Here is a 25847-nt window from a genome sequence, read left to right on the forward strand (position 1 = left end):
TTCCCGTCGGGGGTTCAGGACGTGGCGGTCAGGGCCCGCTTGAGGACCTTGCCGGTCGGGCCGAGCGGCAGCTCCTCGGTGAAGCGGACGATCCGCGGGTACTTGTGGCGGCCGAGCCGCTCGCGCGACCAGGCGATCAGCTCGTCCGTCGTGACCGGCCCGGCGTCCGGGCGCACCACCACGACCGCGCAGATCTCCTCCCCCCGTGCCTCGTCCGGCACCCCGATCACCGCGACCTCGGAGACCGCGGGATGCCGGACGAGGACCTCCTCGACCTCGCGCGGATAGATGTTGAAGCCGCCCCGGATGATCAGGTCCTTCTTCCGGTCGACGATGCTCAGGAAGCCGTCCGCGTCCCGCACCCCGAGATCCCCGGTACGGAACCAGCCGTCCACGACCGCCGCGGCCGTGGCCTCCGGGTCGTCCAGATAGCCCGCGAAGACGTTGTGCCCGCGCACCACGACCTCACCGGTCTCCCCGTCGGCCAGCAGCCGCACCGCGTCGTCCGCGGCCGCGTCCGCGATGCCGATCTCCACGCCCCACACCGGATGCCCGACCGTGCCGGGACGCCGGCCCGTGTGCGGCTGGTTGAACGTCGCGACGGGGGAGGTCTCCGTGAGGCCGTAGCCCTCCAGTACCTGCGTCGAGAACGCGGCCTCGAACCGCTCCAGGACGGCCACCGGCAGCGCCGCACCGCCGGACACCGCCGCGCGCAGCGTCGGCCCGGCCGTCGCGGCTCCCTCCTGCGCCGCCGCCTCGACCAGCGCGTGGTACATCGTCGGTACGCCCATGAAGACGCTCACGCCCTCCGTGGCCATGGCCTCCAGCGCCGCCGGTCCCGTGAAGCGCCCCATCAGGACGAGCGCCGCCCCGGCCCGCAGCGTCGCGTTCATCGCACAGGTCTGTCCGTAGCTGTGGAAGAGCGGCAGACAGCCCAGCACCACGTCATCGGGGCGCAGGTCCAGCAGGTCCTGGGTGATCACGGAGGCGTTGAGCACGATGTTGAGATGGGTCAGCCGCGCCCCCTTGGGGCGGCCCGTGGTCCCGCTCGTGTAGAGGATCACCGCCGTGTCCGCCGGCTCCGCGGGCTCCGGCGCGAGGAGGGGCTCACCGTCCGGCACGCCGTGCAGGGCCCGCACCCCCGCCGCCCTCGCGGCCTCCTCGCCGACCGGCCACAACGGTCCCGAACTGATCAGCGCCACCGAGCCGCTGTGCCGCAGGACGTACGCCACCTCGTCCGCGACGAGCAGCGCGTGCACCGGCACCACCGTCGCCCCGGCGGCCAGTGCCCCGTAGTAGGCGAGCAGGAAGTCCGCCGAGTTCGGCAGCAGCAGCGCCACCCGGTCGCCCGGCTTCACGCCGGAGGCCCGCAGGGCCCCGGCGCACCGCAGGGCGCGCGCCCACAGCTCGCCGTAGGTCAGGCGCACATCGCCGTCGACCGCGGCGATGCGGCCGGGGTACCGGCGGGCGGATTCACCGAGGACGGTGGCGACGCTGAGAGACATGGCACGCTCCGGGAGACATTCGCTGACACGGCTGATGTCCCTCAGGATCGGCCGCGGACACACCCGTCGGCCATGTGCAGATGCCCACCATCCACCCCGCCCACCTGGGCAGTGGCCTCGGCCCTGTGCTTCTCGTGCGGCATCCGCCTAACCTGCCTCCATGGCGGAGAACCCAGGAACGGCCTCCCGGGCCGGGGACGGCACCGAGCTGCGCCGCGCGCTGGCCACGGCCCTCGTCCCGGAGATCGACGAGCTGACCCGCAGGGTCGTCGACGACATCCACGCGCACAGCGCCACCTACGCCTCGGGCGCCCCCGTCAGCAGGCGCGATCTGCTGGAGATCTGCCGCGACAACCTGCTGCGCGCGCTGGAGGACTTCGGCGGACTGCCGCCCACCGGGGGCGACTTCGAGCAGGCCGCGCGGGAGACCGGGCGGCGCCGCGCGGAGCAGAACGTCCCGCTGGACACGGTGCTCCAGGCATACCGCCGCGGCGGCCGGGTGATGTGGCAGGTCATGGCGGAGCACCTGCGGGCGCGCGCCGGACGCGAGGCGGACTCCCGGCGGAGCCGGCCCGGTCTTCCCGACCGCAGGGACGTCGAACTCGATATGGCGGGTGCGGTGTGGGAGACCATCGACCGCTACTCCCTGGTCATGGCCGAGTCGTACCGGCTGACCCAGCTGGAGATGCAGGGCCGCCAGGACACCCGTCGCGTCGCCCTCTTCGAGGCGCTGCTCGACGGGCGCGGGGCCGACCCGGCCGTCGCGGCGGCGGCGGCCGCCGCCCTCGGTGTGCCGCTCACCGACCGGTACGTCATCGTGGTCGCCGCCCAGGACCCGGCCGCCCCGCCCGACCCCGGGCCCGTCCTGGAGGAGCACGGGTTCTGGTCGTTCTGGCGGCCGAGGTCGGGGCGGTACGCGGGCATCGTGCGGCTGGCGGCGGACGAGTCCGGGCTGCTGGTCCGGCTGCTCCGCGACCGCACCGGGGCGACCGCCGGGGTGTCGCCGGAGTTCGACCGGCTGGCGCAGGCGGGGCACGCGCTGCGGCTGGCCGAACAGACCCTCCGTACGCTGCCGGCCGGGAGCGGCGGTGCCGCCGCGTTCGACGACCGGCTGACCGAGGTCCTGCTCGTCGGCCGGCACGAGATCGCCGACCGCATCGTCTCCACCTACCTCGGCGCGGTGCTGGACACGGCAGCCGAACGCGACGCACTGCTCAGCACCCTGCGCGTCTGGCTTGACCACGGCTGCTCGGCGGCGCGGGCCGCCGAACTCCTCTACTGCCACCGCAACACGGTCCTCAACCGCATCGGCCGGATCGCCGAACTCACCGGCAGATCGGCGGAGTCGGGTGAGGACCGGCTGGGGTGGGCGCTGGCCCTGCGTGCCCTGCCACTCGCGCGCTCCGGCGACGAACAGCCGCCCGACAGCGACTGCTCGGGCTGAGGAGCGGACGCCCCTCCAGGGGCGTCAGGCGGCGAAGTACCCGGACATCGCTTCCCGTTCGTCGACCTCCAGCAGATCGGGGCGGGTGTAGCGCTCCGCGCGGGCGTGGTAGTCGAAGTCGCCCCGCACGAGCCCGCGATAGTCCTGGACGCAGCGCTCCAGGGCCGCTCTGGTCCGGCCGTCTATACCCGCCGCGTATATTTCCTCGGCAAGTTCTTTTTCGGCCCGCTGTACGCGCTCGGCGATACGGGCCAGCTGAATTCCGGCCTCGTCCACCGCTTCCTGGAGTGTGCACCTGCGGTCCCGCTGAATGAGCCGGACGGCGTTGTGCTCGTAACCGAGCAGGGCCTCCTTCTCGAAGGAGCAGATGTCATTGCAGAGACCCGAATGATCGGTCACCGCGTTGCGCAGGGCGATATACGCCGGAAGGCTGCGCGCGGAATCCGGGAGATCGATTCCCGCGGTGATCTCGTGCAGGTCCAGGAAGGGCTGCATCGCCACCGAGTCCCGGCGGTGCTTCACGAAGTCGACCCGGCTCGGCACCTGTCCCGCGGCCCGCTCGACGGCCTCCGCGTAGTAGGTCCAGAGCCAGGCGACGGTGTCCCGGCGGAACTGCCGGATCCAGCGCTGGGACCGGTCCTGACAGGTGCGCCACCGCAGTCCGTCGAGCGCACGCTCCATGGGGCCGTGCGGCACCGCCCCGTCCAGTACGTCCACCAGCCGGGCGATCGCCTCCTCGCACATCTGCGGATCGCGTCCGGCCGGACCGTCGTCGAACTCGTCGTCCACCAGGAAGGCCCAGAACAGCCACTGGCAGAAGAGATCGAGATGCTTCTGCGAGGCGGACGGAAAGATGAGGGAAATCCAGAGTTCCGGCCGTGTCCGCACCATCTTCTTCCTGGCCACCGGAGACAGCAGGAGATCATTCGATTCCGCCCACTCCCAGGCGGCCTTCCGCGTTTCCTCCATGCCTGGATTGCACCCTGCGCTCTGGAACGGCATATGAAACGCCGGCAACACAATCTGGCTCATTGGTGCCCCTCGTCGAGACGATGCGGATGAACGATACGAACGGGGAATTGATCGAATTCACGCATCGGCGTCGGCTCATCGGCGCGAGGGTGCTCCCGGTCCGTCAGCCCTGGCCAGAGGGTCACCGTACGAGGTGAGACGGTCATGCGGTCCACTTCCCTCCGCCGGGCGTCCGGGGCATCGGATCCGTATGCGCGAGCCGTCGGGACCGCGCACGTCACCATGCGTGACACCTAGTGAACCCTTTGTCGGCGGCCGAAGGAAGCGGTTTGTGACCGAAATTGCGTGATCGCCAGGAACACCTGAACGTTTCTGAGCAATCGGTGAACCGCTGGGACTGCAAACGGAGTTGGGCCTTCGAGCCGCTCGACGCAAAAGCCCTGACGGGAGCCGGGTGTCGTGCCGGCTCCCGTCAGGGCGGTCGGGGTGGCTGAAGCGGTGTGCGTCAGGAGAGCTTGAACGTGGTCATCTGGTGGATGGCGTTGTTCGGGCTGAGGACGCGGCCGCCCAGTTGCTGGGACATGCGGTCGTAACCGTTGATGTCGAAGTTGAGCGAGATCATCTCCTCCGCGCCGTCACCGTCGAGGTCGACCGCGAGGTACTCGCGGCCCCCCGAGGCGCTGCCCGAGCCGAGCGAGCTGCTGAAGGAGCCCCCGCTGGTCAGGATCGACGGGTCCCACGCCCCCACGCCGCCCTCCATGCCACCGGCCAGCAGCTTCCGGCCGCCGGGACCGGTGATGAACTGGGTGGTGCGCAGCGGTGCGGAGGTCGAGCCCTTGCCGTCCTGGCCGTCGGAGCCGAAGACCCGGATGGTGCCGAAGCTCGTGGCGAGCAGACCGTCGCTGTCGTCACCGGTGAAGAAGCTGCCGTGCGACCAGGGGCTACCGGTCTGCTTCTGGTGCAGCAACTCGCCGGTGCGGCCGTCGCGGATCTCCACGATGACTGTCGCGCTCGCGGCTTCCGTCGAGCTGAAGTCCGGCGCGGCCGACACGATCCAGGTGTAGGCGACCGCGTGCCCGTCCGCATAGGGGATCTTCGACGAGGCGAAGACGCCGTGGTCGAGCAGCGCGCCGTACAGCTTCCCGTCGACGGACTGGGAGGGGGCCTTGGGGGCCGCCGTCCAGCGGACGGTGCCGTTGGCGCCGTTGAGCGCGACGCCGTCGACGACGGCGGAGTCGAGGTTCAGCGCGCCGACGCTGGTGTACTGGGCGTAGACCTGGCCGTCGCCGACCGCCGTGTCGGAGAAGACCACGTCACCTGCGCTCGCGGGCGCCGCGTACGTCCACACCTTCTTGCCGGAGCCCTGGTAGGCGCGCAGCGCGTCGGTCGGGACGAGGATCTCGGCCTTGCCCTTGCCGTCGACGTCGGCCACGGTGACCGAGCGGACGTAGGCGCCGCCGCCGTCGATGGTGCTCAGGACCTTCCCGGTGCGCCCGTCGAGGACGACGGTCGCGGTGTCCGCGGCGACGACGACCTCGGGGTTGCTGTCGCCGGTCACGTCGCCGGTCTCGATGGCGTGCACCTGGCCGGGGACCGTGGCCTGCCACAGCTTCTGCGGCGTACCGCCGAGCAGCGAGGCGCCGGAGTAGGCCCACACGCCGCGCGACGTGCCGCCGGCGACGACGTCGGGCTTCTTGTCGCCGTCGACGTCGAGCGCCTTGGCGTACGACAGGTCGCCCTGGAGCGGCGTCAGACGCTGCTGCGTGCCCTTGCCCAGGTCGAAGTCGCGGACGTTCTGCTCCAGGTCGACGACCCGGACGTGCGCGCCGCTCTTGTCGCTGAACAGCTGCTGGAACATCGGCGAGACCGAGTTGTCCTCGTGTTCCCAGCGCACGTCACCGTCGCCGTTGAACACGGTCAGCCTGGCCAGCCGGCCACCGCCGGAGTTGTCGGCCGTGCCCAGGAGCTTGTCGCTCTGCGCGGACGCGACGAGGCGGCCGGCCGTCACGTCCAGACGCCAGGTGCTGGCGCCGTCACTGGCGTTGTCGGCATCCCGCTTGACGGTGTGCGACCAGAGGGCGGTGTCCGGGCTGGTGCCGTCGAGGACCCGGACCGTGCTCGCGTTCACGTAGAGGCCGGGGTCGAAGGTGGACTCGGCGACCACGTACTCGGTCTTCGCGTCGCCCCGCAGGTCACCGACCGTCATGGCCGTGGCCAGGGCGTTGGACCGGCCGTCCAGCGTGGCGCGCGCGCCGCCGCCCAGGGCGTACGAGGCGATCTCGTAGCGCACGCCGTCCGTGGAGTCGGTCTGCTCCAGGGCGACGAGGCGGTTGCGGGTGGCGTCCAGGTGCAGCTGGCGGCTGTACAGGGCGCTGTCGGTCTGCCAGGCGACGGACCCGTCGGCCGCGTCCATCACGAGGGTGCGGCTGCTTCCCGGCGTCGTCTCCGTCTTCCGGAGGTTCCACGAGGCCGCGAGCCTGCCGTCACCGACGGACTCCAGTGCGCCCCAGGAGCCCTCGGTCTGCTGGGTGTCGTACGTCCACGTCGACGCCGGGGTCAGCGCGCCGTCGGCGTACGAGAAGCGGATCCCGCTGAGCGTGGCCGTCTCGGCCGCCGGGGCGTTCTGGTTGTACGCGGGGGTGTTGGCGACGAGCAGCGTGCCGTCGACGACCTTGACCGCGGTGGCCTGCGAGTAGACCTTCGACCAGAGCATCTTGCCGCTCTTGCCGTCGAGGACCGTCACGAACGTGCCCGTGGGCAGCGAGGAGCCGGGCGAGGTGAACGGCCGGTAGGGCGAGCTGCCGACGCTCGCCGAGAAGACGAGGTCGGGAGTGCCGTCGCCGGTCAGGTCGGCGGTGTCGAAGCCCTGGTCGGAGGAGGCCGAGAACGGGCTGACCGCGTTGTAGCCCATCAGGATGCGCGCCGGGTACGGCTCGGACTGCCACACCCGCAGCGGCTTGACCTGCCAGTCCGCGTACAGGGACGTGTTGGTGCGCGCCCAGGCCGTGGTGCCGTCGGCCTTGTGCAGCTGCACGTTGCCGAGGCTGTGCAGGGTGAAGTAGCTGCCGTCGGAGCCGGCGGGGACGGTCGCGCCGACACCGCGGACGCCCTCCAGGGAGGACTTGTTGGTGAAGGTGACCGGGGCCGCCGCGGTGGTCCCGGAGATCGGGGCGTCGGCCTCGTCGGACGAACCGCTGTCGGCCGTGTCGCCGTCCTGGTCACCGGCGTTGATGGACTTCTGGTTGTCGCCGTAGACGTCGACCTGCAGACGCTCGGCCAGTGTCTCGGCCTGCTGGCTGGTCAGCTTCATCGCCGACCCGTCGTCGTCACCGGCGGCGAGCGCGTGCGGCGCCGCCGTCAGGGCGAGGCCGGCCGCGACCAGGCCGGAGGCGAGCCGCAGGGCCCGCCGGGAAGTGGTGGCTCTCATCACTAGGCTCCCTGGGCGATGCGAATGGCGGAACCATTCGTCAGCACCGACTGGTTGAAGGAGTACTCGAGGGCGTCGGAACCGGACTGGTTCTCGATGCCGACGGTGGCCTTGCCACCGTTGCCCGGGACGGTCTGGTACTGGAAGGTGATCGCGCCGGTGGCCTCGTCGAAGACCGCCTCGAAGGTGACGCGGTTCGAGGAGCCGTCGGCGAGGAGGGCGTTGTTCCAGACGACCGCGTAGGTGCGGCTGCCGGCCTTGCCGGTGGTGGCCGTCTGCACGCTCGACTTCTTGTCCAGCGTCAGGTCGTCCCAGAACGGGGCGACGAAGCCGTCGGGCTTCGCCGTCGACGGCAGGGCGGTGTTGGTGTAGTCGCCGACGCGCGGCGCCAGGAAGTTGATCATGCCGTTCGTGGTCACGGCGGCGCTGGAGTACGAGACGCCGTACAGCTTCACCGGGAAGGGGAGCGCGATGGTCTTCGCGTCCTCGTCACCGCTGAGGGCGACCTTGTCGGCGCCCTTGACCCAGGCGTACGCACCCGGGGTGCAGCTGTTGCCGGACCGGTCGGTGCGGGCGGGCAGGCGGACGGTCATCGACTCGTCGCCGTCGACCGTGAGCGCGGTGGTGTCCACGCCGTTGCACAGCACGGGGGCGGTGGGCGTCGTGGTCATCGAGTAGGAGCCCTCGGCGACCTTTGGCAGGGTGAAGCGGCCGGAGGCGTCCGTGGTGACCTCGGGCACCGGGACGCCGTCGACCTCGACGGTGGCCTTGGCGAGCGGCTTGCCGGTGACGTCGAGGACGGTGCCGGTCACGGGGTGCATCGGCACGGCGTCGAGCGTGACGTCCTGCGCGAGGTCCTGGCCGGCGGCGAGTTCGAGGCCCTTGACCGAGCCCATGGCGTAGCCGTAGCCGCCGTACGAGATGTCGTACGTGCCCGCGGCCAGCGTCAGCCGGTAGGAGCCGTCCGCGCGGGTGGTCGTGGTGCGGTCGGTGTCGGTACCGCTCACCTTCACGGTGACGCCGGACACCGCGGAACCGGTGGCCTTGTCGGTGACCTTGCCGGTCACGGTGCCCGCGGTGTGCGGGGCCTTGTTGACGGTGTTGAGGATGTCGAGCTTGCCCTCGCCCCACACGTTGTTCATACCGGCGGTGCCGCCGCAGTGCGTGTCGTCGACGTCCGTCGCGCCCTCGTTGAGCAGCGCGCGGGTGCCGTCGATGTCACCGATGAGGGCGGGAGCCGAGGACCACAGCAGGGCCACGGCGCCCGCGACGTGCGGCGTCGCCATCGACGTACCGTTGATGGCCTTGTACGTGCTGCCGGGCCACGTCGAGCGGATGTTCACGCCGGGGGCCGAGATGTTCGGCTTCGCCGAACCGTCGACCAGCGACGGGCCGAAGCCGGAGAAGTTGGCGATCTTGCCCGTGGAGTCGTACGCGCCGACGCCGTAGGCGGGCGCCTGCGCACCCGGGGCCTTCGTGGTGGAACAGGTCACGCCGTCGCCGTCGTTGCCCGCGGCGAACGCCTCGAAGATACCGGCCGCGTTCCATGCCTCGACGATGTCCTGGTAGAACGTCGTGTTGCCGCCGCCCCAGGAGTTGTTGACGATGTCGGGGGCCAGGTCGGGACGCGGGTTCTCACCGTTGCGGTCGGTCGGCGCGAGGATCCACTGACCGGCCGACAGCAGTGACGCGTCGGAGCAGGAGGACGTCTCGCAGCCCTTCGCGGCGATCCACGTCGCGTTCGGCGCGACGCCGATGCCGTTCGCGGCGACCATCGTGCCCATGGTGTGGGTGCCGTGGCCGTTGTTGTCGCACGGGAGGCCGCTGGTGCCGCACTCGCCGGTCGGGTCGTAGAAGTTGTAGTCGTGGGTGAAGCTGCCGTCGCCGTTGTTGCCACGGTAGTTGCCGACGAGGTCCGGGTGGTCGAACTGCACACCCGAGTCGACGTTGGCGATGACGATGCCCTCGCCGCGGTTGTTGTACTCGGACCAGACCTGGTCGGCCTTGATGTCCTTGACGCCCCACTCGGGCGTGGCCTCGTCGGTGACTTCGGCGGCCTCGGTCCCGCTGTCCGCGCTCTCGACCTCGTCGAGCGTGTAGTGCTGCTCCTTGACGATCTTCGCCACGTCCGAGCGCTTCGCGAGCTCGTCGACGAGCTGCTCGTCACCGGTGACGTAGACGGCGTTGGCGATCCAGAAGTCCTGGTGGCCGACCTTCTTCTTGTCGAGGAAGGTGTTGAGCGAGCGCTGGCTGTCCGCGGCCTTGGCGCGCAGTTCCTTGTACGCCGACTTCGCCTTGGCGTGCGCGGGCTCGGCCTTGGCGGCGGACAGGTCGGCCTGGTCCTTGAGGACGACGAAGAACGAGGTCTCGCCGCCTCCGTCCACGGCCTTGAGCAGGGACGAGTCGATCTTCGGGGAAGGCGCGTCAGCCGCGGGCGCTGCGACGGCCGCGGGCAGCGGGCCGATCAGCAGGGTGGTCGCGGTGAGGGCAGCCGCCGCCCATGCGGCACGTTGGCGCCGGGGCGATCGGGGCAGGTGCATCTAGGTGCTCCTCCGGGAACGGTACGGAGTTCGGACGCTAGACACCTGCCGTTACTCGGCTATTACTGGGCGCCGTGGAGCGTCGGCGACCGGTGAAATCGCCCGAGCTGGGGGCATTTGGGCATGAGTCGGCGCCCTGCCCGCATCGGCCCGCCCGATCGGCAACACAAGTGGGCAAAACCACAAGTGGGCATCCGGAACTCATTGTTTGCTCCCCTGCACCGGTACTTGCATGTCGGCATCCGATATCCGTTCACGTACCGATGGCACCGAAGGAGCACCGTGCGGACTTCAGCGCGCAGGAGAGCATCACGAGCAGGGGGGACGGCGGGCGAGGCCCGTCGGTCCGGCGCCATAGCGGTCGGTCAGGGACTGGCGGCCGTGATTGCCGCCGCGGGCCTCGTGGTGACGGCGATGCCGGCCGCCCACGCCGAAACCGGCGCCCCGGCCGCCACGTCCGAGGTGACCCCGGGCACCGAGACGGACACGCCCGCACTCGTCACCGGCCTGCACGAGGAGGTCGCCGCCACGGGCAGCGCCGCCGACGCCGCGCGCGGTCACCTCAAGGCCAGGAAGGGCCGCTACCACGTCGCCGACCCGGCGAAGGACCTCGCGACCGTCGGCACCGAGAACGCGGGCGGCCGTGAGACGGTGCGCCTGCGGCAGACGTACAAGGGCATCTCGGTCCTGGGCGGCGAGTACATCGTCCGGATGGAGAAGAAGGACGGCAAGCGCACCGTCACCGGCACCTCCGGCAAGTACTTCACCGAGCTGAAGCTCGACACGGTCGAGGCGAAGGTCTCCGAGGAGACCGCGATCGCGCGGGCCGTCGGCGCCGTCCACTCGCAGCTGGGCCAGGGTGCCCCGCTGCGGCGCCCGGCCGAGGGAGAGAAGCCCGGCCAGGCCGAGCTCAGCGGCAGCGAGCAGGGTCTGACGATTCTTCCGCAGGGTGCCGGCGTGCTCACCCGGCACATCACCGTCACCGGCGTCAGCCCGGTCGACGGTGCGCCGGTGAAGCAGGAGGTGTACGTCGACGCGCACTCCGGCTTCCCGCTGATGCAGTACAGCTCGATCAAGACGTTCGGTGCCACGGACACCCAGGCCGGCGCGGCCGGTGAGGCGGGCACGGCGGACGAGCCGGTCGTCACGGCCGCCGACGAGCTCGTCGTCAAGGGCTCCGGCGTCCGCTACAACGGCGAGAAGACCGAGGTGAACCTGTACAAGGACACCAAGGGCGTCTACAACATGATCGACTACAGCAAGCGGACCGCCGATTCGCCCTATATCGGCCCCATGCTGACCACCTACGACGCCCGGGGCCGCGAGGCCGCCAGCGCGTCCGGCCGCTGGCCCACCGGCATCAAGCCGTTCCAGCCGGCCACACCCGAGCTCGGCCAGGACCTCACCGACGCCGGCGCGATCGACGCCCACTGGGCGGCCGGCAAGGTCTACGACTTCTACAAGTCGAAGTTCGACCGGAACAGCCTCGACGGCAAAGACGGCTACATGTACTCCCTGGTCGGGGTGGTCAACAACGGTCAGCCGTTCAACAACGCCTTCTGGGACGGCCAGAAGATGGTGTACGGGCAGGGCGGCGGCGAGTACCGCACGTTCTCCGCGGACACCGACGTGGTCGGCCACGAGATGACCCACGGCGTCGTCGAGCACACCGCGAACCTGGTCTACGTCGGCCAGTCCGGCGCCATGAACGAGGCGATCGCCGACTACTTCGGCAACGCCATCGACCTCGAAGCCGGCGGCGGCTCGATGGACGACCCGGACTCCGGCCTGCTCGGCGAGGACCTGTGCAGGACGCTCAGCCCGCGCGAGTGCGCGCTGCGCGACCTCAACGACGGCGCCACCACCTCGAAGGACTTCATCGGCGTCACCTACCGCGGTGACAACGGCGGTGTGCACCTCAACTCCACGATCTTCTCCGGCGCTCTGTGGGACCTGCGCCAGGACCTCGGCGCCGAGCTCGCCGACAAGGTCGTCTACCGCGCCCTGTCCGCGTACATGACCCCCCTGGACGGCTTCACCGAGGGCCGCGCCGCGGTCGTCGCCGCCGCGCAGGAACTGGGCGCAACCAAGGCCCAGCTGGGCGTCGTGAAGAAGTCGTTCGACGCGCACGGCATCGTGCCCGGCTGGGAGAAGGCGCTCGGCGTCGACACCGACCTTCTCCAGGGCAAGGTCAACGTCGGCGGTACCGGCGTGGGCGCGGGCGGCGGCAAGTACGCCGTCTCCAAGTCCAACGAGGACGGCAGCGAGCCGTACTCGGTGTGGCTGGGCAACACCTCCGGCAAGGGCACGCCCCAGCTGATGAGCTCCAACAACGGTGACTACAACGTCTACGCGGACACCGACGGCGAGACCGTTGTGTGGGCCCAGTACAGCAGCAACGGCATCCTCATCATGGCGCGCCCGGTCAAGGGCGGCCTCGCGAAGGTGGTCAGTGCCATCGGCAGCGACGTCTCCGGACTCACCGTGGACGGCGACTACGTCGCCTACACCGCGGTCAACCCGCAGTTCGGCGTCACGAACGTCCGGTACGTCAACATGAAGACCGGTGAGACCGATCTGGTCGACGGCGGTCGTCCCTACCATGTCTCAGGTCTGCCCTCCATAAAGGACGGGAAGATCGCCTACGCCAAGGTGTGGCCCGGTGAGGACGGTTTCACCAAGATCGGTGTCGAGGTCTTCGACGGGGCGACCGGCGCCAAGACGCTGATGCCCATCGACAGCACCAAGGTGTGGAGCATCGGCCAGACCGCGATCACCGACGACGGTGTCTTCTGGATCGAGGACAACGACGGCACCGACACCGGCCAGGCATCGGTGCGGCGCGCGGACCTCGACGGCTCGAACCCCGTCACGGTCACCCCGGAGGCCGGCGACGGTTCCCTGTACGCCTACTCCCTGACCGCCTCGGACGACGCGGTGAACGTCACCGTCCTGCCGCCGGCCACGTCCTGGTCCAACGACACCCTGCCGAAGCTGTACCAGGTGGCACCCGACGGCAAGGGCGGCGCCCAGCGCGTCTCCTGCAACCGGGGCGACCAGGTGTACGCCGCCGCGGACGAGGGCAAGCGCGTCCTCTGGCTGGACGGCACCACCGGCTCCACGGACCTCGTGAAGCGGGACCGTCCGGCCGGCACGTGCTGACCTGATCGCTCGAACACGGCGACGGCCGGGCTCCCGGAGGGGGAGCCCGGCCGTCGTCATGAGGGCCTAGAACCTCAGCACTCGATGATGTTCACCGCGAGGCCGCCGCGCGCGGTCTCCTTGTACTTCACGCTCATGTCGGCGCCGGTCTCCTTCATGGTCTTGATGACCTTGTCGAGGGAGACCTTGTGGGTGCCGTCGCCCCGCAGCGCCATCTTGGCCGCGGTGACGGCCTTGACCGCCGCCATGCCGTTGCGCTCGATGCAGGGGATCTGGACGAGTCCGCCCACCGGGTCGCAGGTCAGACCCAGGTTGTGCTCCATGCCGATCTCGGCGGCGTTCTCCACCTGCTCGGCCGAGCCGCCGAGCACCTCGGCGAGGGCGCCCGCCGCCATGGAGCAGGCGGAGCCGACCTCGCCCTGGCAGCCGACCTCGGCGCCGGAGATGGAGGCGTTCTCCTTGAACAGCATGCCGATGGCACCGGCGGCCAGCAGGAAGCGGACGACGCTGTCGTCCTTCTCGGCATCGGTGCAGCCGCCGGCCGCGAAGTTCATGTAGTAGTGCAGGACGGCGGGGATGATGCCGGCCGCGCCGTTGGTCGGAGCGGTGACGACACGGCCGCCCGCGGCGTTCTCCTCGTTGACCGCCATGGCGTAGAGGGTGATCCACTCCATCGCGTGGGCCTGCGGGTCGCCCTCGGCCCGCAGCTGGCGGGCCGAGTTCGCGGCGCGGCGGCGGACCTTCAGGCCGCCGGGCAGGATGCCCTCGGTGGCCATGCCGCGGGCCACGCACGCCTGCATGACGCGCCAGATGTCCAGGAGGCCGGAGCGGATCTCGGCCTCGGTGCGCCACGCCTTCTCGTTCTCCAGCATCAGGGAGGAGATCGAGAGGCCGGTCTCCCGGGCCAGGCGGAGCAGCTCGTCACCGGTGCGGAAGGGGTGCTTGAGCACGGTGTCGTCCGGGACGATCGGGTTCTCTCCAGCCACCGCGTCCTCGTCGACGACGAAGCCGCCGCCGACCGAGTAGTACGTCTTCTCCAGGAGCGTGGCGCCCTCGGAGTCGTACGCGAAGATCGTCATCCCGTTGGCGTGGTACGGCAGTGCCTTGCGGCGGTGCAGGACCAGCTGCTCGTCGGTGTCGAAGGGGATCTCGTGCATGCCGAGGAGGTTGATGCGCCCGGAGGAGCGGATCTCCTCGACGCGCGCGTCGGCGCCCTCGACGTCGACCGTGCGGGGCGACTCGCCCTCCAGACCGAGCAGGACGGCCTTGGGGGTGCCGTGGCCGTGGCCGGTGGCGCCCAGCGAACCGTACAGCTCGGCCCGTATCGAAGCGGTGTGGGCCAGCAGGCCCTCGTTCTTCAGGCGGCGGGCGAACATACGGGCCGCACGCATCGGGCCGACGGTGTGGGAGCTGGACGGGCCGATGCCGACCGAGAAGAGGTCGAAGACCGAGATGGCCACGGGAGAACTCCTAAAGGGGTTGGTAGACGCCGTTGTCTGCCGGGTGGTGCGGGACGGGCCGGCGGGCCCGCAGAGCGCGGGGCAGCGGAGGGGGCACCCCGCTCACTGTTCAGTGTGCGCGGTGCCCCCACCGGTTGTGCAAACTGCGGATGACCTACTTGAGGCCGGGGTACAGCGGGAACTTCTCGGCCAGCGCGCTGACGCGGGCCTTGAGGTCGTCGGCGTCGTAGGACGGCTTGAGGGCCGACGCGATGATCTCCGCGACCTCGGTGAAGTCCTCGGTCTGGAAACCGCGCGTGGCCAGGGCCGGCGTACCGATCCGCAGACCCGAGGTGACCATCGGCGGACGCGGGTCGTTCGGGATGGCGTTCCGGTTGACCGTGATGCCCAGCTCGTGGAGCCGGTCCTCGGCCTGCTGGCCGTCCAGCTCGGAGTTGCGCAGGTCCACGAGGACCAGGTGCACGTCCGTACCGCCGGAGAGGACGGAGACACCGACCTCGGTGACGTCCGGCTGCACCAGGCGCTCGGCCAGGATGCGCGCGCCGTCCAGGGTGCGCTGCTGGCGCTCCTTGAACTCCTCGCCCGCCGCGACCTTGAACGAGACCGCCTTGGCCGCGATCACGTGCTCCAGCGGGCCACCCTGCTGACCGGGGAAGACCGCCGAGTTGATCTTCTTGGCGAGCTCCTGCGTCGACAGGATCACGCCACCGCGCGGACCACCGAGGGTCTTGTGCGTGGTGGTCGTGACGACGTGGGCGTGCGGCACCGGGTTGGGGTGCAGACCCGCGGCCACGAGACCGGCGAAGTGCGCCATGTCGACCATCAGGTACGCGCCGACCTCGTCCGCGATGCGGCGGAAGGCGGCGAAGTCGAGCTGACGCGGGTAGGCGGACCAGCCCGCGACGATCAGCTTCGGCTTCGTCTCCTTGGCCAGGCGCTCGACCTCGGCCATGTCCACGATGCCGGTCTCGTCGACGTGGTACGGGACCACGTTGTAGAGCTTGCCGGAGAAGTTGATCTTCATGCCGTGGGTCAGGTGACCGCCGTGGGCCAGGCTCAGGCCCATGATCGTGTCGCCCGGCTTCAGCAGCGCGAACATCGCGGCGGCGTTGGCCTGTGCACCCGAGTGCGGCTGGACGTTCGCGGCCTCGGCGCCGAAGAGCGCCTTGATGCGGTCGATCGCGATCTGCTCGACGACGTCGACGTGCTCGCAGCCACCGTAGTAACGGCGGCCCGGGTAGCCCTCGGCGTACTTGTTGGTGAGGACGGAGCCCTGCGCCTCCATGACCGCGACCGGAGCGAAGTTCTCCGAGGCGATCATTTCGAGGGTGGACTGCTGACGGTGGAGCTCGGCGTCGACGGCGGCGGCGACGTCCGGGTCCAGCTCGTGGAGGGAGGAGTTGAGAAGCGACATCAGGGGATCCCTTGGGTCTCAGTTGCCGGAGAACTCGGTGTACTCGGCGGCGGAGAGCAGGTCCTCCGGCTCGTCCGCGACGCGTACCTTGAACAGCCAGCCGCCCTCGAAGGGAGCGGAGTTCACCAGCGACGGGTCGTCCACGACGTCCTGGTTCGCCGCGGTGACCTCACCGGTGACCGGCGAGTACAGGTCGCTGACGGACTTGGTCGACTCCAGCTCGCCGCAGGTCTCGCCCGCGGTCACCGTGTCACCGACCTCGGGGAGCTGGGCGTAGACGACATCGCCGAGCGCGTTGGCGGCGAACTCGGTGATACCGATCGTGGCCACACCGTCCTCGACGGCCGACAGCCACTCGTGCTCCTTGCTGTACCGCAGCTGCTGGGGGTTGCTCATGACCTGAATTCTCCTGTACGCGGGGGAGTGCTGATGAACGGTGGTCTTACGGTGTGAGACGCGACTGCGTCACGTCGGGGACGCCGGGATGTCCCGGATGTCACTTCTGGCGCTTGTAGAACGGCAGGGCCACGACCTCGTACGGCTCGTGGGTGCCGCGGATGTCGACACCGACGCCCGTCGTGCCGGGCGCGGCGTGCGCCGCGTCCACGTACGCCATCGCGATCGGCTTGCCCAGCGTGGGCGACGGGGCACCGGAGGTGACCTCGCCGACGACCTTGCCGTCGGCGACGACCTCGAAGCCGGCGCGGGGGACCCGGCGGCCCTCGGCGACCAGGCCGACGAGCTTGCGCGGCGGAGCGATCTCGGCGCGCTCGGCGGCGGCCTGCAGCGCCTCGCGCCCGACGAAGTCGCCCTCCTTCTCGAACTTCACCACCCGGCCGAGACCGGCGTCGAACGGGGTCAGCGCGGTGGTCAGCTCGTGCCCGTACAGCGGCATGCCCGCCTCCAGGCGCAGCGTGTCGCGGCAGGAGAGCCCGCACGGGATCAGGCCGACGGGGGCGCCGGCCTCGGTGAGGGCCTTCCACAGCTGCTCGGCGTGCTCGGGGGCGACGAAGAGCTCGAAGCCGTCCTCGCCGGTATAGCCGGTACGGGCGATCAGCGCGGGGACGCCGGCGACGGTGCCGGGCAGGCCGGCGTAGTACTTGAGTCCGTCGAGGTCGGCGTCCGTGACGGACTTGAGGATGCCGGGGGACTCCGGGCCCTGGACGGCGATCAGCGCGTACGCGTCGCGGTCGTCCCGCACGACGGCGTCGAAGCCGGCGGCGCGCTCGGTGATCGCGTCGAGGACGATCTGCGCGTTGCCCGCGTTCGCGACGACCATGTACTCGGTCTCGCCCAGGCGGTAGACGATCAGGTCGTCCAGGATGCCGCCGTCCTCGCGGCAGATCATGGTGTAGCGGGCGCGGCCGAGGCCGACCGTGCCGATGTTGCCGACGAGCGCGTGGTTCAGGAGGTCGACGGCCTGCGGGCCCGTGACCGTGATCTCGCCCATGTGCGACAGGTCGAAGAGACCGGCCTTCGTACGTACGGCGTTGTGCTCGTCGCGCTCACTGGCGTAGCGCAGCGGCATGTCCCAGCCCGCGAAGTCGGTCATGGTCGCGCCCAGCGAACGGTGCAGGGCGTCCAGCGCGGTATGGCGGGGGGCATTGCTCGGGGCAGTGCTCATGGATATGGCTCCAGGGCATGACGACAGAGGACGATCCCTCCCCATCTGTCATCGGAACCTGAGAGGTTCGCCGAGAGGCCCTGAAGGGGGTCAGTCCCCACAGAGGTCGGCTTGCACCTTGGGTGGAGCCGCGGAACGGCTCGCTTTTCAGATCTGCCTCATCCACGCGGTACGGGGCCTGAGAGATTCAAGGGAGGAACTTGCTCCTTCGGCGCCCGGCACACACAGTGTCCGGAACTCTCCCGCGCGGATTCAAACGGCCGGTATGCAGTTGGCGGGGTCATCATCGCACGGCATGCGGGAGAGTGGGGCGTCCGGTCCCTACGGATACGGGCCGGTGAGCCGCTTGTGCCGCATTACCTTTTCTTTACACTTCTTGGGCAGATGTGGGTCACCGGACAGGGGGAGGCGATGACGTTGCAGCGTTACGCGACGACCGCAGGGGTCGCGCACGGCGCGGTGCCGCCGCAGCAGGCGGTGCCCGTCCGCGAGACGCTGGGCACGCACGCACCCGTCGTGCGCGATCTGCGCAGCCGGGACGGGCGCAGCCCGCGCAGCCTGGACTTCGCCGCGGGTGATGTGGTGGTCGTCTCCGGGCTGCCCGGCAGCGGCAAGTCGACGCTGATCCGCCGCGCGGTGTCGGACCGGGCCATCGACTCCCAGGACACCAGGGACCGCTGGGCCCGCGCCCTGCCCGGTTTACTGCCGTACGCCCTCTACCGGCCCCTCGTCCGGCTCGCGCACTACACCGGGCTCTGGCAGACCCTGCGCTCCGGCGAGTCCGTCGTGGTCCACGACTGCGGTACGCAGACCTGGGTGCGGCGCTGGCTGGCCCGGCACGCCAGACGGCGGGGCCGCATCCTGCACCTCGTCCTGCTCGACGTCACCCCCGAGGTGGCCAGGGAGGGCCAGCTCGAGCGCGGACGCGGAGTCTCCGGGTACGCCTTCGCCCGCCACCGGCGCTCCGTCGGCCGGCTGATGCGCGACACGGAGACCGGCCTGCTGCCCGTGGGATGCGCCTCGGCCGTCCTGCTGGACCGTGAGGCGGTCGACGCGCTCGACCGGATCTCCTTCGCGCGCCCGTAGGGCCCCGGCCCGGAGCCCCTCGGCTCGTCTACCATCGCTGCCGCAGTGCATGACGAGAAGGGAACAGGGGACCAGTGGACAATCCGGCGCCTTTCGAGACGCAGCCGCACCACGGCTGGCCGGCCAACGAGCTCGAAGAAGTACTGGTGGCCTCCCTCGACGTGCCGGATGCGGGCGGCCGGCTGATCGAGGTTCTCGGCCGCAGTCAGGTCTGGGTGCCGCTGCCCAACGGCGGCAGCACCGCCAGCGCGGACCTCGATCTGCCGATGATGGACATCGGCGGCGCCGCGTACGTCCCCGTGTACAGCTCCGAGGCCCAGTTCCTGCTGTGCGTCGGCACCCACCTCTCCTTCGCCGTCGCGCCCGCGCGCGAGTTCGCCCGCGGGCTGCCCCCGCAGGTCGGCATCGCGGTGAATCCCGGCGGAGCCGTCGGTCTCCCGCTGCCGCCTCCGGCCGTGGCCGAACTGTGCCGGGCCGGCCGTACGCCCCTGGACGGCCCCGCCAGCGGTGGCCGGGTCACGCTGTACGAGCCGGACTGGCAGGTGGACCCCGTCGACTTCCTCGCCGAGGTGTCCGGCGAGTTCGAGCGGAGCGGTGTCGTGAGCACCGCCCGCCGGGCGCTGGCCACCATCGAGGGCGGCGATCCCGTCCTCTTCGTCGGTGTCGAGTTCGCCACCTGGGACGGCGCCGGGCAGAGCGCCCCGATGGACGCGCTGGGCCGCGCGCTCGGCCGGGTCCAGCCGCCCTGGCCGGTCAATCTCGTCCTGCTCGACGTGGCCCAGGACCCGGTCGGGGAGTGGATGCGGGAGAAGGTACGGCCCTTCTACCGACGCGACGGACACTGACCACCGTCAAGTCGGTGTCAAAAGCGAGGCATAAGCTGGTTTGATGGCGGGGTCGCACCCGTGTGCCCGGAAGTGGCGAGGCGACACAGCGGATCGATGAGGGGCGGGACCCAGAGTGAGCGCGTCAGGCACCGCGGCGGCCGGGCAGATCGAGCACGTGCTGGGCCAGGTGACGCCCGGGCGCTACGACGCGTACGAAGCGCTGCTCCAGGCCCTCACCGACGGCCCGGTCTGGATGCTCCTCTGGCACGGCACAGCGGGTTCGCCGGATGCCCAGTACGGGAACATGGAGGTCGACGGGCTGGGCTACGCCCCCTGTGTGACCTCCGCCCAGGAGCTCTCGGCCAGCGGCTGGAACCGGGCCCACGAGCTCGTCACCGGACGTGACATCGCCCGCGCGCTCTTCCCCGACCGCTGGGGGATCTGGCTCAATCCGCACGCCCCGGGCGGCGGCGTCGGCATCCCGTGGCTCGACCTGCGGCGGATCGCGACCGGCCTCGACCGGATGCCGGCCGGACCGCTGAGGCTCTCCGAGCCCGCGATCGAGATCCCGCAGTTCTACGCCCAGCTCACGCAGAACGCCCACCGCACCCCGGCCGTCCGCTCGCTGCGCCGCGCCTGGGTGCAGCCCGCGCTCGGCGTCCCGTACCTCGCGATCGGCCTCGACCTCTACGACACCGGCCGGCCGTCCGTCGACGCCGTGCGCGCCATGATGCAGCAGTCGGTCGGCGCGATCCCCGACGGTCTGCCCGTCTCCACCGTCTCGATGTCCGACGAGTACGACCCCGTCGCCATGTGGCTGCGTGCCAACTCCAGGCCGTTCTACGACCGCGAGGCCCACGCCCCGGCCGGTCCGCCGCCCGGCACGCCCGGTTACGGCTACCCCCCGGCCACCGGTCCGGCCCCGCGTGCCTTCTAGCGAGTGGTACGGACCGGGTCTCCCGGTCCGTACGACCGTTTCGCCCCCCAATCTGCGGGCGAGCTTCATTTCACCCGCTCTGTAGGGTGCTGCCACCCAAAGCGGCCTTGGCGGTACTGCGTGCCCTATTCCGCGTCAACCTCCCTGCGTCCGGGGGGCGTTCACACGCGTCCGGATAACGGATCAGCCCTGATGCATCACGGTTAGGCATCCATTCACCGCCAAGTCTGGCAACCTGTCGCGGCCCCGATGAAGACTCCCGCAACAAGGGATGTTCCGTCCCTGAACACAAACGGACTGATCACGCCGCCACAGCGGCAAGTGCGTACCGGCCACCGCCGGTTGAGAGGGGTCCCTGGCACGATGACGGCACCACTTCACGAGCCGACAACGGAAGCGGCCCCGACGGCGGGATTCGAGGCCGGCGTCCCGGAGAAGGCGGTGCAGGGCCGCTCGCTGGGCCGCATCGCCTGGGAGCGTCTGAAGCGGGACAAGCTGGCCCTCGGCGGGGGCGTCGTGGTGCTGGTGCTCGTCCTCGTCGCCGTACTGGCGCCGCTGATCACGAGTCTGGTCGGGCAGTCGCCGTACGAGCGTCACGAGGAACTGATCGATCCTCTCTTCTCCACGCCCATCGGGTCGTTCGGCGGGATGAGCTCGGAGCACCTGCTCGGCGTCGAGCCGGTCAGCGGCCGGGACATCTTCGCCCGCATCGTCTACGGCGCCCAGGTCTCCCTGCTCGTCGGCTTCGCCTCCGCCGTGGTCGCCATCGTGCTCGGCACGGTTCTCGGCGTACTCGCGGGCTTCTTCGGCGGCTGGCTGGACACGATCATCAGCCGCGTGATGGACATGCTGCTGGCCTTCCCGCAGCTCCTCTTCATCATCGCGCTGGTCTCGGTCATGCCGAACGAGATGCTGGGTCTGACCGGTACCGGAGTCCGGCTCATGGTGATGATCCTGGTCATCGGGTTCTTCGGCTGGCCGTACGTCGGCCGGGTCGTGCGAGGCCAGACGCTGTCCCTGCGCGAGCGGGAGTACGTGGACGCCGCCCGCAGCCTCGGGGCCGGGCGGATCTACATCCTCTTCAAGGAGCTCCTGCCCAACCTCGTCGCGCCCATCATCGTGTACGCCACGATGATGATCCCGACCAACATCCTCACCGAGGCCGCCCTGAGCTTCCTCGGTGTCGGAGTGAAGCCGCCCTCCGCCTCCTGGGGCGAGATGCTGTCCGCGGCTCTGAGCTACTACGAGGCCGACCCGATGTACATGGTCGTCCCGGGTGTGGCCATCTTCATCACCGTTCTCTCCTTCAACCTCTTCGGCGACGGCGTACGCGATGCGCTCGACCCGAAGGGCTCTCGCTAACTGCCGTACCCCGCGGAGCCCGTGCACCGCACGGGCCGCTTCTACACACGGAGGATCCGAATCGTGACTACCCGACGGAACGCACGGCGCAAGCAGGCAGTGGCCGCTGCTGCCGTGGTCGCGGCGCTGCTCTCCACCGCGGCATGCGGCGGCGGTGAAGACGGCAAGGGCAACGGCAAGGAAGGCAAGGGCGGTGCGGCGGCCGGCTTCGACGCGGCCAACAACAAGGTCGCCAACGCTTCGACGAAGAAGGGCGGCACGCTGAAGTTCGCCGGTGCCCAGGACGCCGACTCGTGGGACACCACGCGCGGCTACTACGGCTTCGTGTGGAACTTCATGCGCTACTACAGCCGCCAGCTGGTCACCGGCAAGGCCGAGCCGGGCAAGGCCGGAGCCGAGCTGACGCCGGACCTCGCGACCGAGCGCGCGAAGATCACCGACGACGGCAAGACCTACACGTACACCCTGCGTGACGGCATCACGTGGGAGGACGGCAAGCCGATCACCTCCCAGGACATCAAGTACGGCATCGAGCGCCAGTGGGCGCAGGACGTGCTGTCCGGTGGCCCGGTCTACCTGCGTGACATCCTCGACCCCAAGGGCGAGTACAAGGGTCCGTACAAGGACACCTCCAAGGACAAGCTGGGCCTGAAGGCCATCGAGACGCCGGACGAGAAGACCATCATCTTCAAGCTCCCGACGGCGAACTCGGACTTCGAGGAGATCCTGGCGCTGACCTCGTCCTCGCCGGTCCGTCAGGACAAGGACACCAAGTCGAAGTACGGCCTGAAGCCGTTCTCGTCCGGCCCGTACAAGTTCGAGTCGTACGCGCCGAACAAGTCCGTCGTGCTGGTCCGCAACGAGAACTGGAAGCAGTCCTCCGACCCGGTCCGCAAGGCGCTCCCGGACAAGATCACGCTGAACCTGTTCTCCAACGCGGACGACATGGACAACCGCCTGATCGCCGGCGACTTCGACCTGGACATCAACCAGACGGGTCTCTCCCCGCAGGGCCGTATCAAGGCGCTGAAGGAGCACAAGGACAACCTGGACAACCCGGTCTCGGGTTACATCCGTTACGCGGTCTTCCCGCAGAACGTCGCGCCGTTCGACAACATCGACTGCCGCAAGGCCGTCATCTACGGAGCCGACCACAAGTCGCTCCAGACCGCGCGCGGCGGCCCGGTCGCCGGTGGCGACATCGGCACCAACATGCTGCCCCCGTCGGTGCCCGGCTCCGAGGGCCAGAAGTACGACCCGTTCGGCCTCGCCGCCAACGACGGCGCTCCGGACGTCACCAAGGCCAAGGAAGCGCTGAAGGCGTGCGGCAAGCCCGAGGGCTTCTCCACCACCATCGCCGTCCGTAACAACAAGCCGGTCGAGGTCGCCACCGCCGAGTCGCTCCAGGCCTCGCTCGGCAAGGTCGGCATCAAGGTCGACATCGACAAGTACGACGGTTCGCAGACCTCGGGCATCATCGGTAACCCGTCCGTGGTCAAGAAGAAGAACTACGGCATCATCATCATGGGCTGGGGTCCGGACTTCCCCTCGGTCCAGGGTTACGGCGCGCCCCTCTGGGACAGCAGCTACATCCTCGAGAGCGGCAACAACAACTTCGCCATGATCAACGACAAGGCGATCGACGCCAACTTCGACAAGTTCTCGGTCGAGCTCGACGCCGAGAAGAAGAAGACCATCGCCACGGAGATCAACCACCAGGTGATGGAGGGTGCGTACTACCTGCCCTTCGTCTTCGAGAAGTTCATCAACTGGCGCTCCCCGCGACTGACGAACGTCTACACGACGGACGCCTACAGCGGTACGTACGACTTCGCCAGCCTGGGCGTCGTGAAGTAACCACCACACCGGCACACCCGCCGTACGGCACGAAAGGCAGGTGAAGGCCGGAGCGGTGCGCCGCGGGCCATCGGACGACCTCCGGTGGCCCGCGGCCCCCCGCCGGGCCGAGAGCAGTGCTCACATACCTCATCAGGCGGCTCATGGCCGTCGCAGTAATGCTTGTGGTCATCGTCGTGGTGGTCTTCTGCATCTTCTTCCTCATCCCCCAGTGGACCGGCGTCGACCCCGCCACGATGTACGTGGGCAAGACCTCGGACGCGGCGGCAGTGGAAGGCATCCGGCAGAAGCTCGCGCTGGACGAACCGATCCTCATCCAGGTCATGGAGTTCTTCAAGGGCATCTTCGTCGGGCGTACCTACGCCGCGGGCGGCGACGTCACGAACTGCGCCATGCCCTGCTTCGGCTACTCCTTCCGCAGCGAGCAGGCCATCTGGCCGGTGCTCACGGACCGTCTTCCGGTCACCATGACGCTCGCGCTCGGCGCGGCCGTCCTGTGGCTGCTCTTCGGTGTCGCGGCCGGTGTGCTCTCCGCCCTCAAGCGGGGCACGGGCTGGGACCGTTCGGCGATGGTCGTCGCGCTCGCGGGCGTCTCGCTGCCGATCTTCTTCACCGCCATGGTGTCGCTCGCGGTCTTCGACTACGGACTCGGCTGGATCGACTCCGGATTCGTGCCCATCGGTGACAGCTTCGGCGGCTGGTTCCAGGGCATGTTGCTGCCCTGGGTCACCCTCGCCTTCCTGTACGCGGCGATGTACGCCCGTATCACCCGGGCCACGATGCTCGAAGTCATGGGCGAGGACTACATCCGTACCGCCCGGGCCAAGGGCCTCAGCGAACCGGTCGTCATCGGCAAGCACGCCATGCGCTCGACCATGACACCGATCCTGACCATGCTCGGCATGGACCTCGGCGCGCTCATCGGCGGCGCGATCCTCACCGAGACCGCCTTCAGCCTTCCCGGCCTCGGCCAGGCGGTGCTCAAGGCGATCAGCGAGCGCGACCTGCCGGTGATCCTGGGCGTCGTCCTGATCACCTCGCTCGCGGTGATCATCGCCAACCTCGTCGTGGACATTCTGTACGCCGTGATCGACCCCCGAGTGAGGCTGTCATGACCGAGCTGAGCAAGAGCGGAGCCGCCCTGGGCGAGCCGGTCTCCTCCGCCTCGCCCGCCACGGACGCCTTCCTCGACGTCCGCGATCTGAAGGTGCACTTCCCGACCGACGACGGCCTGGTCAAGTCCGTCGACGGGCTCAGCTTCACGCTGGAGAAGGGCAAGACCCTCGGCATCGTGGGCGAGTCGGGTTCCGGCAAGTCCGTGACCTCGCTCGGGATCATGGGTCTGCACACCGCCGGCCAGTACGGCAAGCGCAAGGCCCAGCTCTCCGGCGAGATCTGGCTGAACGGCAAGGAACTTCTGTCCAGCGACCCGGACGAGGTGCGCAAGCTCCGCGGCCGGGACATGGCCATGATCTTCCAGGACCCGCTGTCCGCGCTGCACCCGTACTACACGATCGGCAAGCAGATCGTGGAGGCGTACCGGGTCCATCACGACGTCAGCAAGAAGGCGGCCCGTACCCGGGCCATCGAGATGCTCGACCGCGTCGGTATCCCGCAGCCCGACAAGCGCGTCGACAGCTACCCGCACGAGTTCTCGGGCGGTATGCGTCAGCGCGCGATGATCGCGATGTCGCTGGTCAACAACCCCGAGCTGCTGATCGCCGACGAGCCGACCACGGCCCTCGACGTGACCGTGCAGGCGCAGATCCTCGACCTGATCCGGGATCTGCAGAAGGAGTTCGGCTCCGCGGTCATCGTCATCACGCACGACCTGGGCGTGGTGGCGGAGCTCGCCGACGACATCCTCGTGATGTACGGCGGGCGCTGCGTGGAACGCGGACCGGCCGAGAAGGTGTTCTACGAGCCGCGGCACCCCTACACCTGGGGTCTGCTCGGCTCCATGCCGCGTCTCGACCGGGAGCAGACCGAGCGGCTCATCCCGGTCAAGGGCTCCCCGCCCTCGCTCATCAACATCCCGTCGGGATGCGCCTTCAACCCGCGCTGCCCGTACGCGGATCTGCCCAAGGACGACGTGACCCGCACCGTGCGGCCGGATCTGCTGGAGGTCGGCAGCCGGCACTCGGCCGCCTGCCACCTGTCGCCGGAGCAGCGCGAGCGGATCTGGACCGAAGAGATTGCGCCCAAGCTGTGAGCGAGGACAAAAGCGAGG

At 69.7% G+C, this 25847-nt stretch carries 17 protein-coding genes and 1 riboswitch; of the genes, 9 read left to right on the forward strand and 8 right to left on the reverse strand.

The genetic code is table 11. The features are described from left to right. Window positions 1-14 precede the first annotated feature (14 nt). On the reverse strand, window positions 15-1505 hold the full coding sequence (locus OG230_RS25075) for a long-chain-fatty-acid--CoA ligase (protein ID WP_328905981.1): 1491 nt from the start codon (window positions 1503-1505) through the stop codon (window positions 15-17). Between the two features lie 160 nt (window positions 1506-1665). On the opposite strand from OG230_RS25075, the gene OG230_RS25080 reads away from it, so the two are divergent. After that, window positions 1666-2949 (forward strand): PucR family transcriptional regulator, encoded by a 1284-nt coding sequence (locus OG230_RS25080; RefSeq protein WP_328905982.1) that lies wholly within the window; start codon window positions 1666-1668, stop codon window positions 2947-2949. Window positions 2950-2973: 24 nt separating this feature from the next. Here the strand turns inward: OG230_RS25080 and OG230_RS25085 are convergent, their stop codons facing one another. From OG230_RS25085 to OG230_RS25095, 3 genes are all read right to left on the reverse strand, one after another. Then, window positions 2974-3918, reverse strand: a complete 945-nt coding sequence (locus OG230_RS25085; protein ID WP_443051368.1) for a terpene synthase family protein — start codon at window positions 3916-3918, stop codon at window positions 2974-2976. 508 nt (window positions 3919-4426) lie between these two features. Next, window positions 4427-7348: an FG-GAP-like repeat-containing protein gene (locus OG230_RS25090; protein ID WP_328905983.1), complete on the reverse strand. Its 2922-nt coding sequence runs from the start codon at window positions 7346-7348 to the stop codon at window positions 4427-4429. A 2-nt stretch (window positions 7349-7350) separates the two neighbouring features. After that, window positions 7351-9888 (reverse strand): S8 family serine peptidase, encoded by a 2538-nt coding sequence (locus OG230_RS25095; RefSeq protein WP_328905984.1) that lies wholly within the window; start codon window positions 9886-9888, stop codon window positions 7351-7353. Window positions 9889-10260: 372 nt separating this feature from the next. Between OG230_RS25095 and OG230_RS25100 the strand changes: the two genes are divergently transcribed. Then, window positions 10261-13050 (forward strand): M4 family metallopeptidase, encoded by a 2790-nt coding sequence (locus OG230_RS25100; protein WP_328911522.1) that lies wholly within the window; start codon window positions 10261-10263, stop codon window positions 13048-13050. Window positions 13051-13124: 74 nt separating this feature from the next. Here OG230_RS25100 and OG230_RS25105 read toward each other — a convergent pair whose 3' ends face one another. The 4 genes from OG230_RS25105 to gcvT form a co-directional block, all read right to left on the reverse strand. Beyond that, a complete protein-coding gene (locus tag OG230_RS25105; RefSeq protein WP_328905985.1) occupies window positions 13125-14510 on the reverse strand; it encodes an L-serine ammonia-lyase in 1386 nt (461 codons plus the stop codon). Window positions 14511-14664: 154 nt separating this feature from the next. After that, window positions 14665-15924 (reverse strand): serine hydroxymethyltransferase, encoded by a 1260-nt coding sequence (gene glyA / locus OG230_RS25110; protein ID WP_328905986.1) that lies wholly within the window; start codon window positions 15922-15924, stop codon window positions 14665-14667. An 18-nt stretch (window positions 15925-15942) separates the two neighbouring features. After that, complete coding sequence (gene gcvH / locus OG230_RS25115; protein ID WP_328905987.1) at window positions 15943-16320, reverse strand: glycine cleavage system protein GcvH; 378 nt, start codon at window positions 16318-16320, stop codon at window positions 15943-15945. Between the two features lie 100 nt (window positions 16321-16420). Beyond that, a complete protein-coding gene (gene gcvT / locus OG230_RS25120; protein ID WP_328905988.1) occupies window positions 16421-17548 on the reverse strand; it encodes a glycine cleavage system aminomethyltransferase GcvT in 1128 nt (375 codons plus the stop codon). Window positions 17549-17705: 157 nt separating this feature from the next. After that, window positions 17706-17803: riboswitch (glycine riboswitch) on the reverse strand. A gap of 156 nt (window positions 17804-17959) precedes the next feature. Between gcvT and OG230_RS25125 the strand changes: the two genes are divergently transcribed. From OG230_RS25125 to OG230_RS25155, 7 genes are all read left to right on the forward strand, one after another. Next, on the forward strand, window positions 17960-18634 hold the full coding sequence (locus tag OG230_RS25125) for an AAA family ATPase (RefSeq protein WP_328905989.1): 675 nt from the start codon (window positions 17960-17962) through the stop codon (window positions 18632-18634). A 74-nt stretch (window positions 18635-18708) separates the two neighbouring features. Beyond that, window positions 18709-19479: an enhanced serine sensitivity protein SseB gene (locus OG230_RS25130; protein WP_328905990.1), complete on the forward strand. Its 771-nt coding sequence runs from the start codon at window positions 18709-18711 to the stop codon at window positions 19477-19479. Window positions 19480-19594: 115 nt separating this feature from the next. After that, entirely contained in the window at window positions 19595-20398 is an 804-nt protein-coding gene (locus tag OG230_RS25135; RefSeq protein ID WP_328905991.1) for an enhanced serine sensitivity protein SseB C-terminal domain-containing protein, read from the forward strand. 363 nt (window positions 20399-20761) lie between these two features. Further along, window positions 20762-21760: an ABC transporter permease gene (locus OG230_RS25140; RefSeq protein WP_328905992.1), complete on the forward strand. Its 999-nt coding sequence runs from the start codon at window positions 20762-20764 to the stop codon at window positions 21758-21760. 60 nt (window positions 21761-21820) lie between these two features. Next, on the forward strand, window positions 21821-23617 hold the full coding sequence (locus OG230_RS25145; RefSeq protein WP_328911523.1) for an ABC transporter substrate-binding protein: 1797 nt from the start codon (window positions 21821-21823) through the stop codon (window positions 23615-23617). Window positions 23618-23733: 116 nt separating this feature from the next. Beyond that, entirely contained in the window at window positions 23734-24732 is a 999-nt protein-coding gene (locus OG230_RS25150) for an ABC transporter permease (RefSeq protein ID WP_328905993.1), read from the forward strand. Further along, on the forward strand, window positions 24729-25829 hold the full coding sequence (locus tag OG230_RS25155; protein WP_328905994.1) for an ABC transporter ATP-binding protein: 1101 nt from the start codon (window positions 24729-24731) through the stop codon (window positions 25827-25829). The genes OG230_RS25150 and OG230_RS25155 overlap by 4 nt, the downstream gene beginning before the upstream one ends. Window positions 25830-25847: the final 18 nt, after the last annotated feature.

Origin of the sequence: Streptomyces sp. NBC_00234 (assembly GCF_036195325.1) — a bacterium.
Taxonomy (GTDB): Bacteria; Actinomycetota; Actinomycetes; order Streptomycetales; family Streptomycetaceae; genus Streptomyces.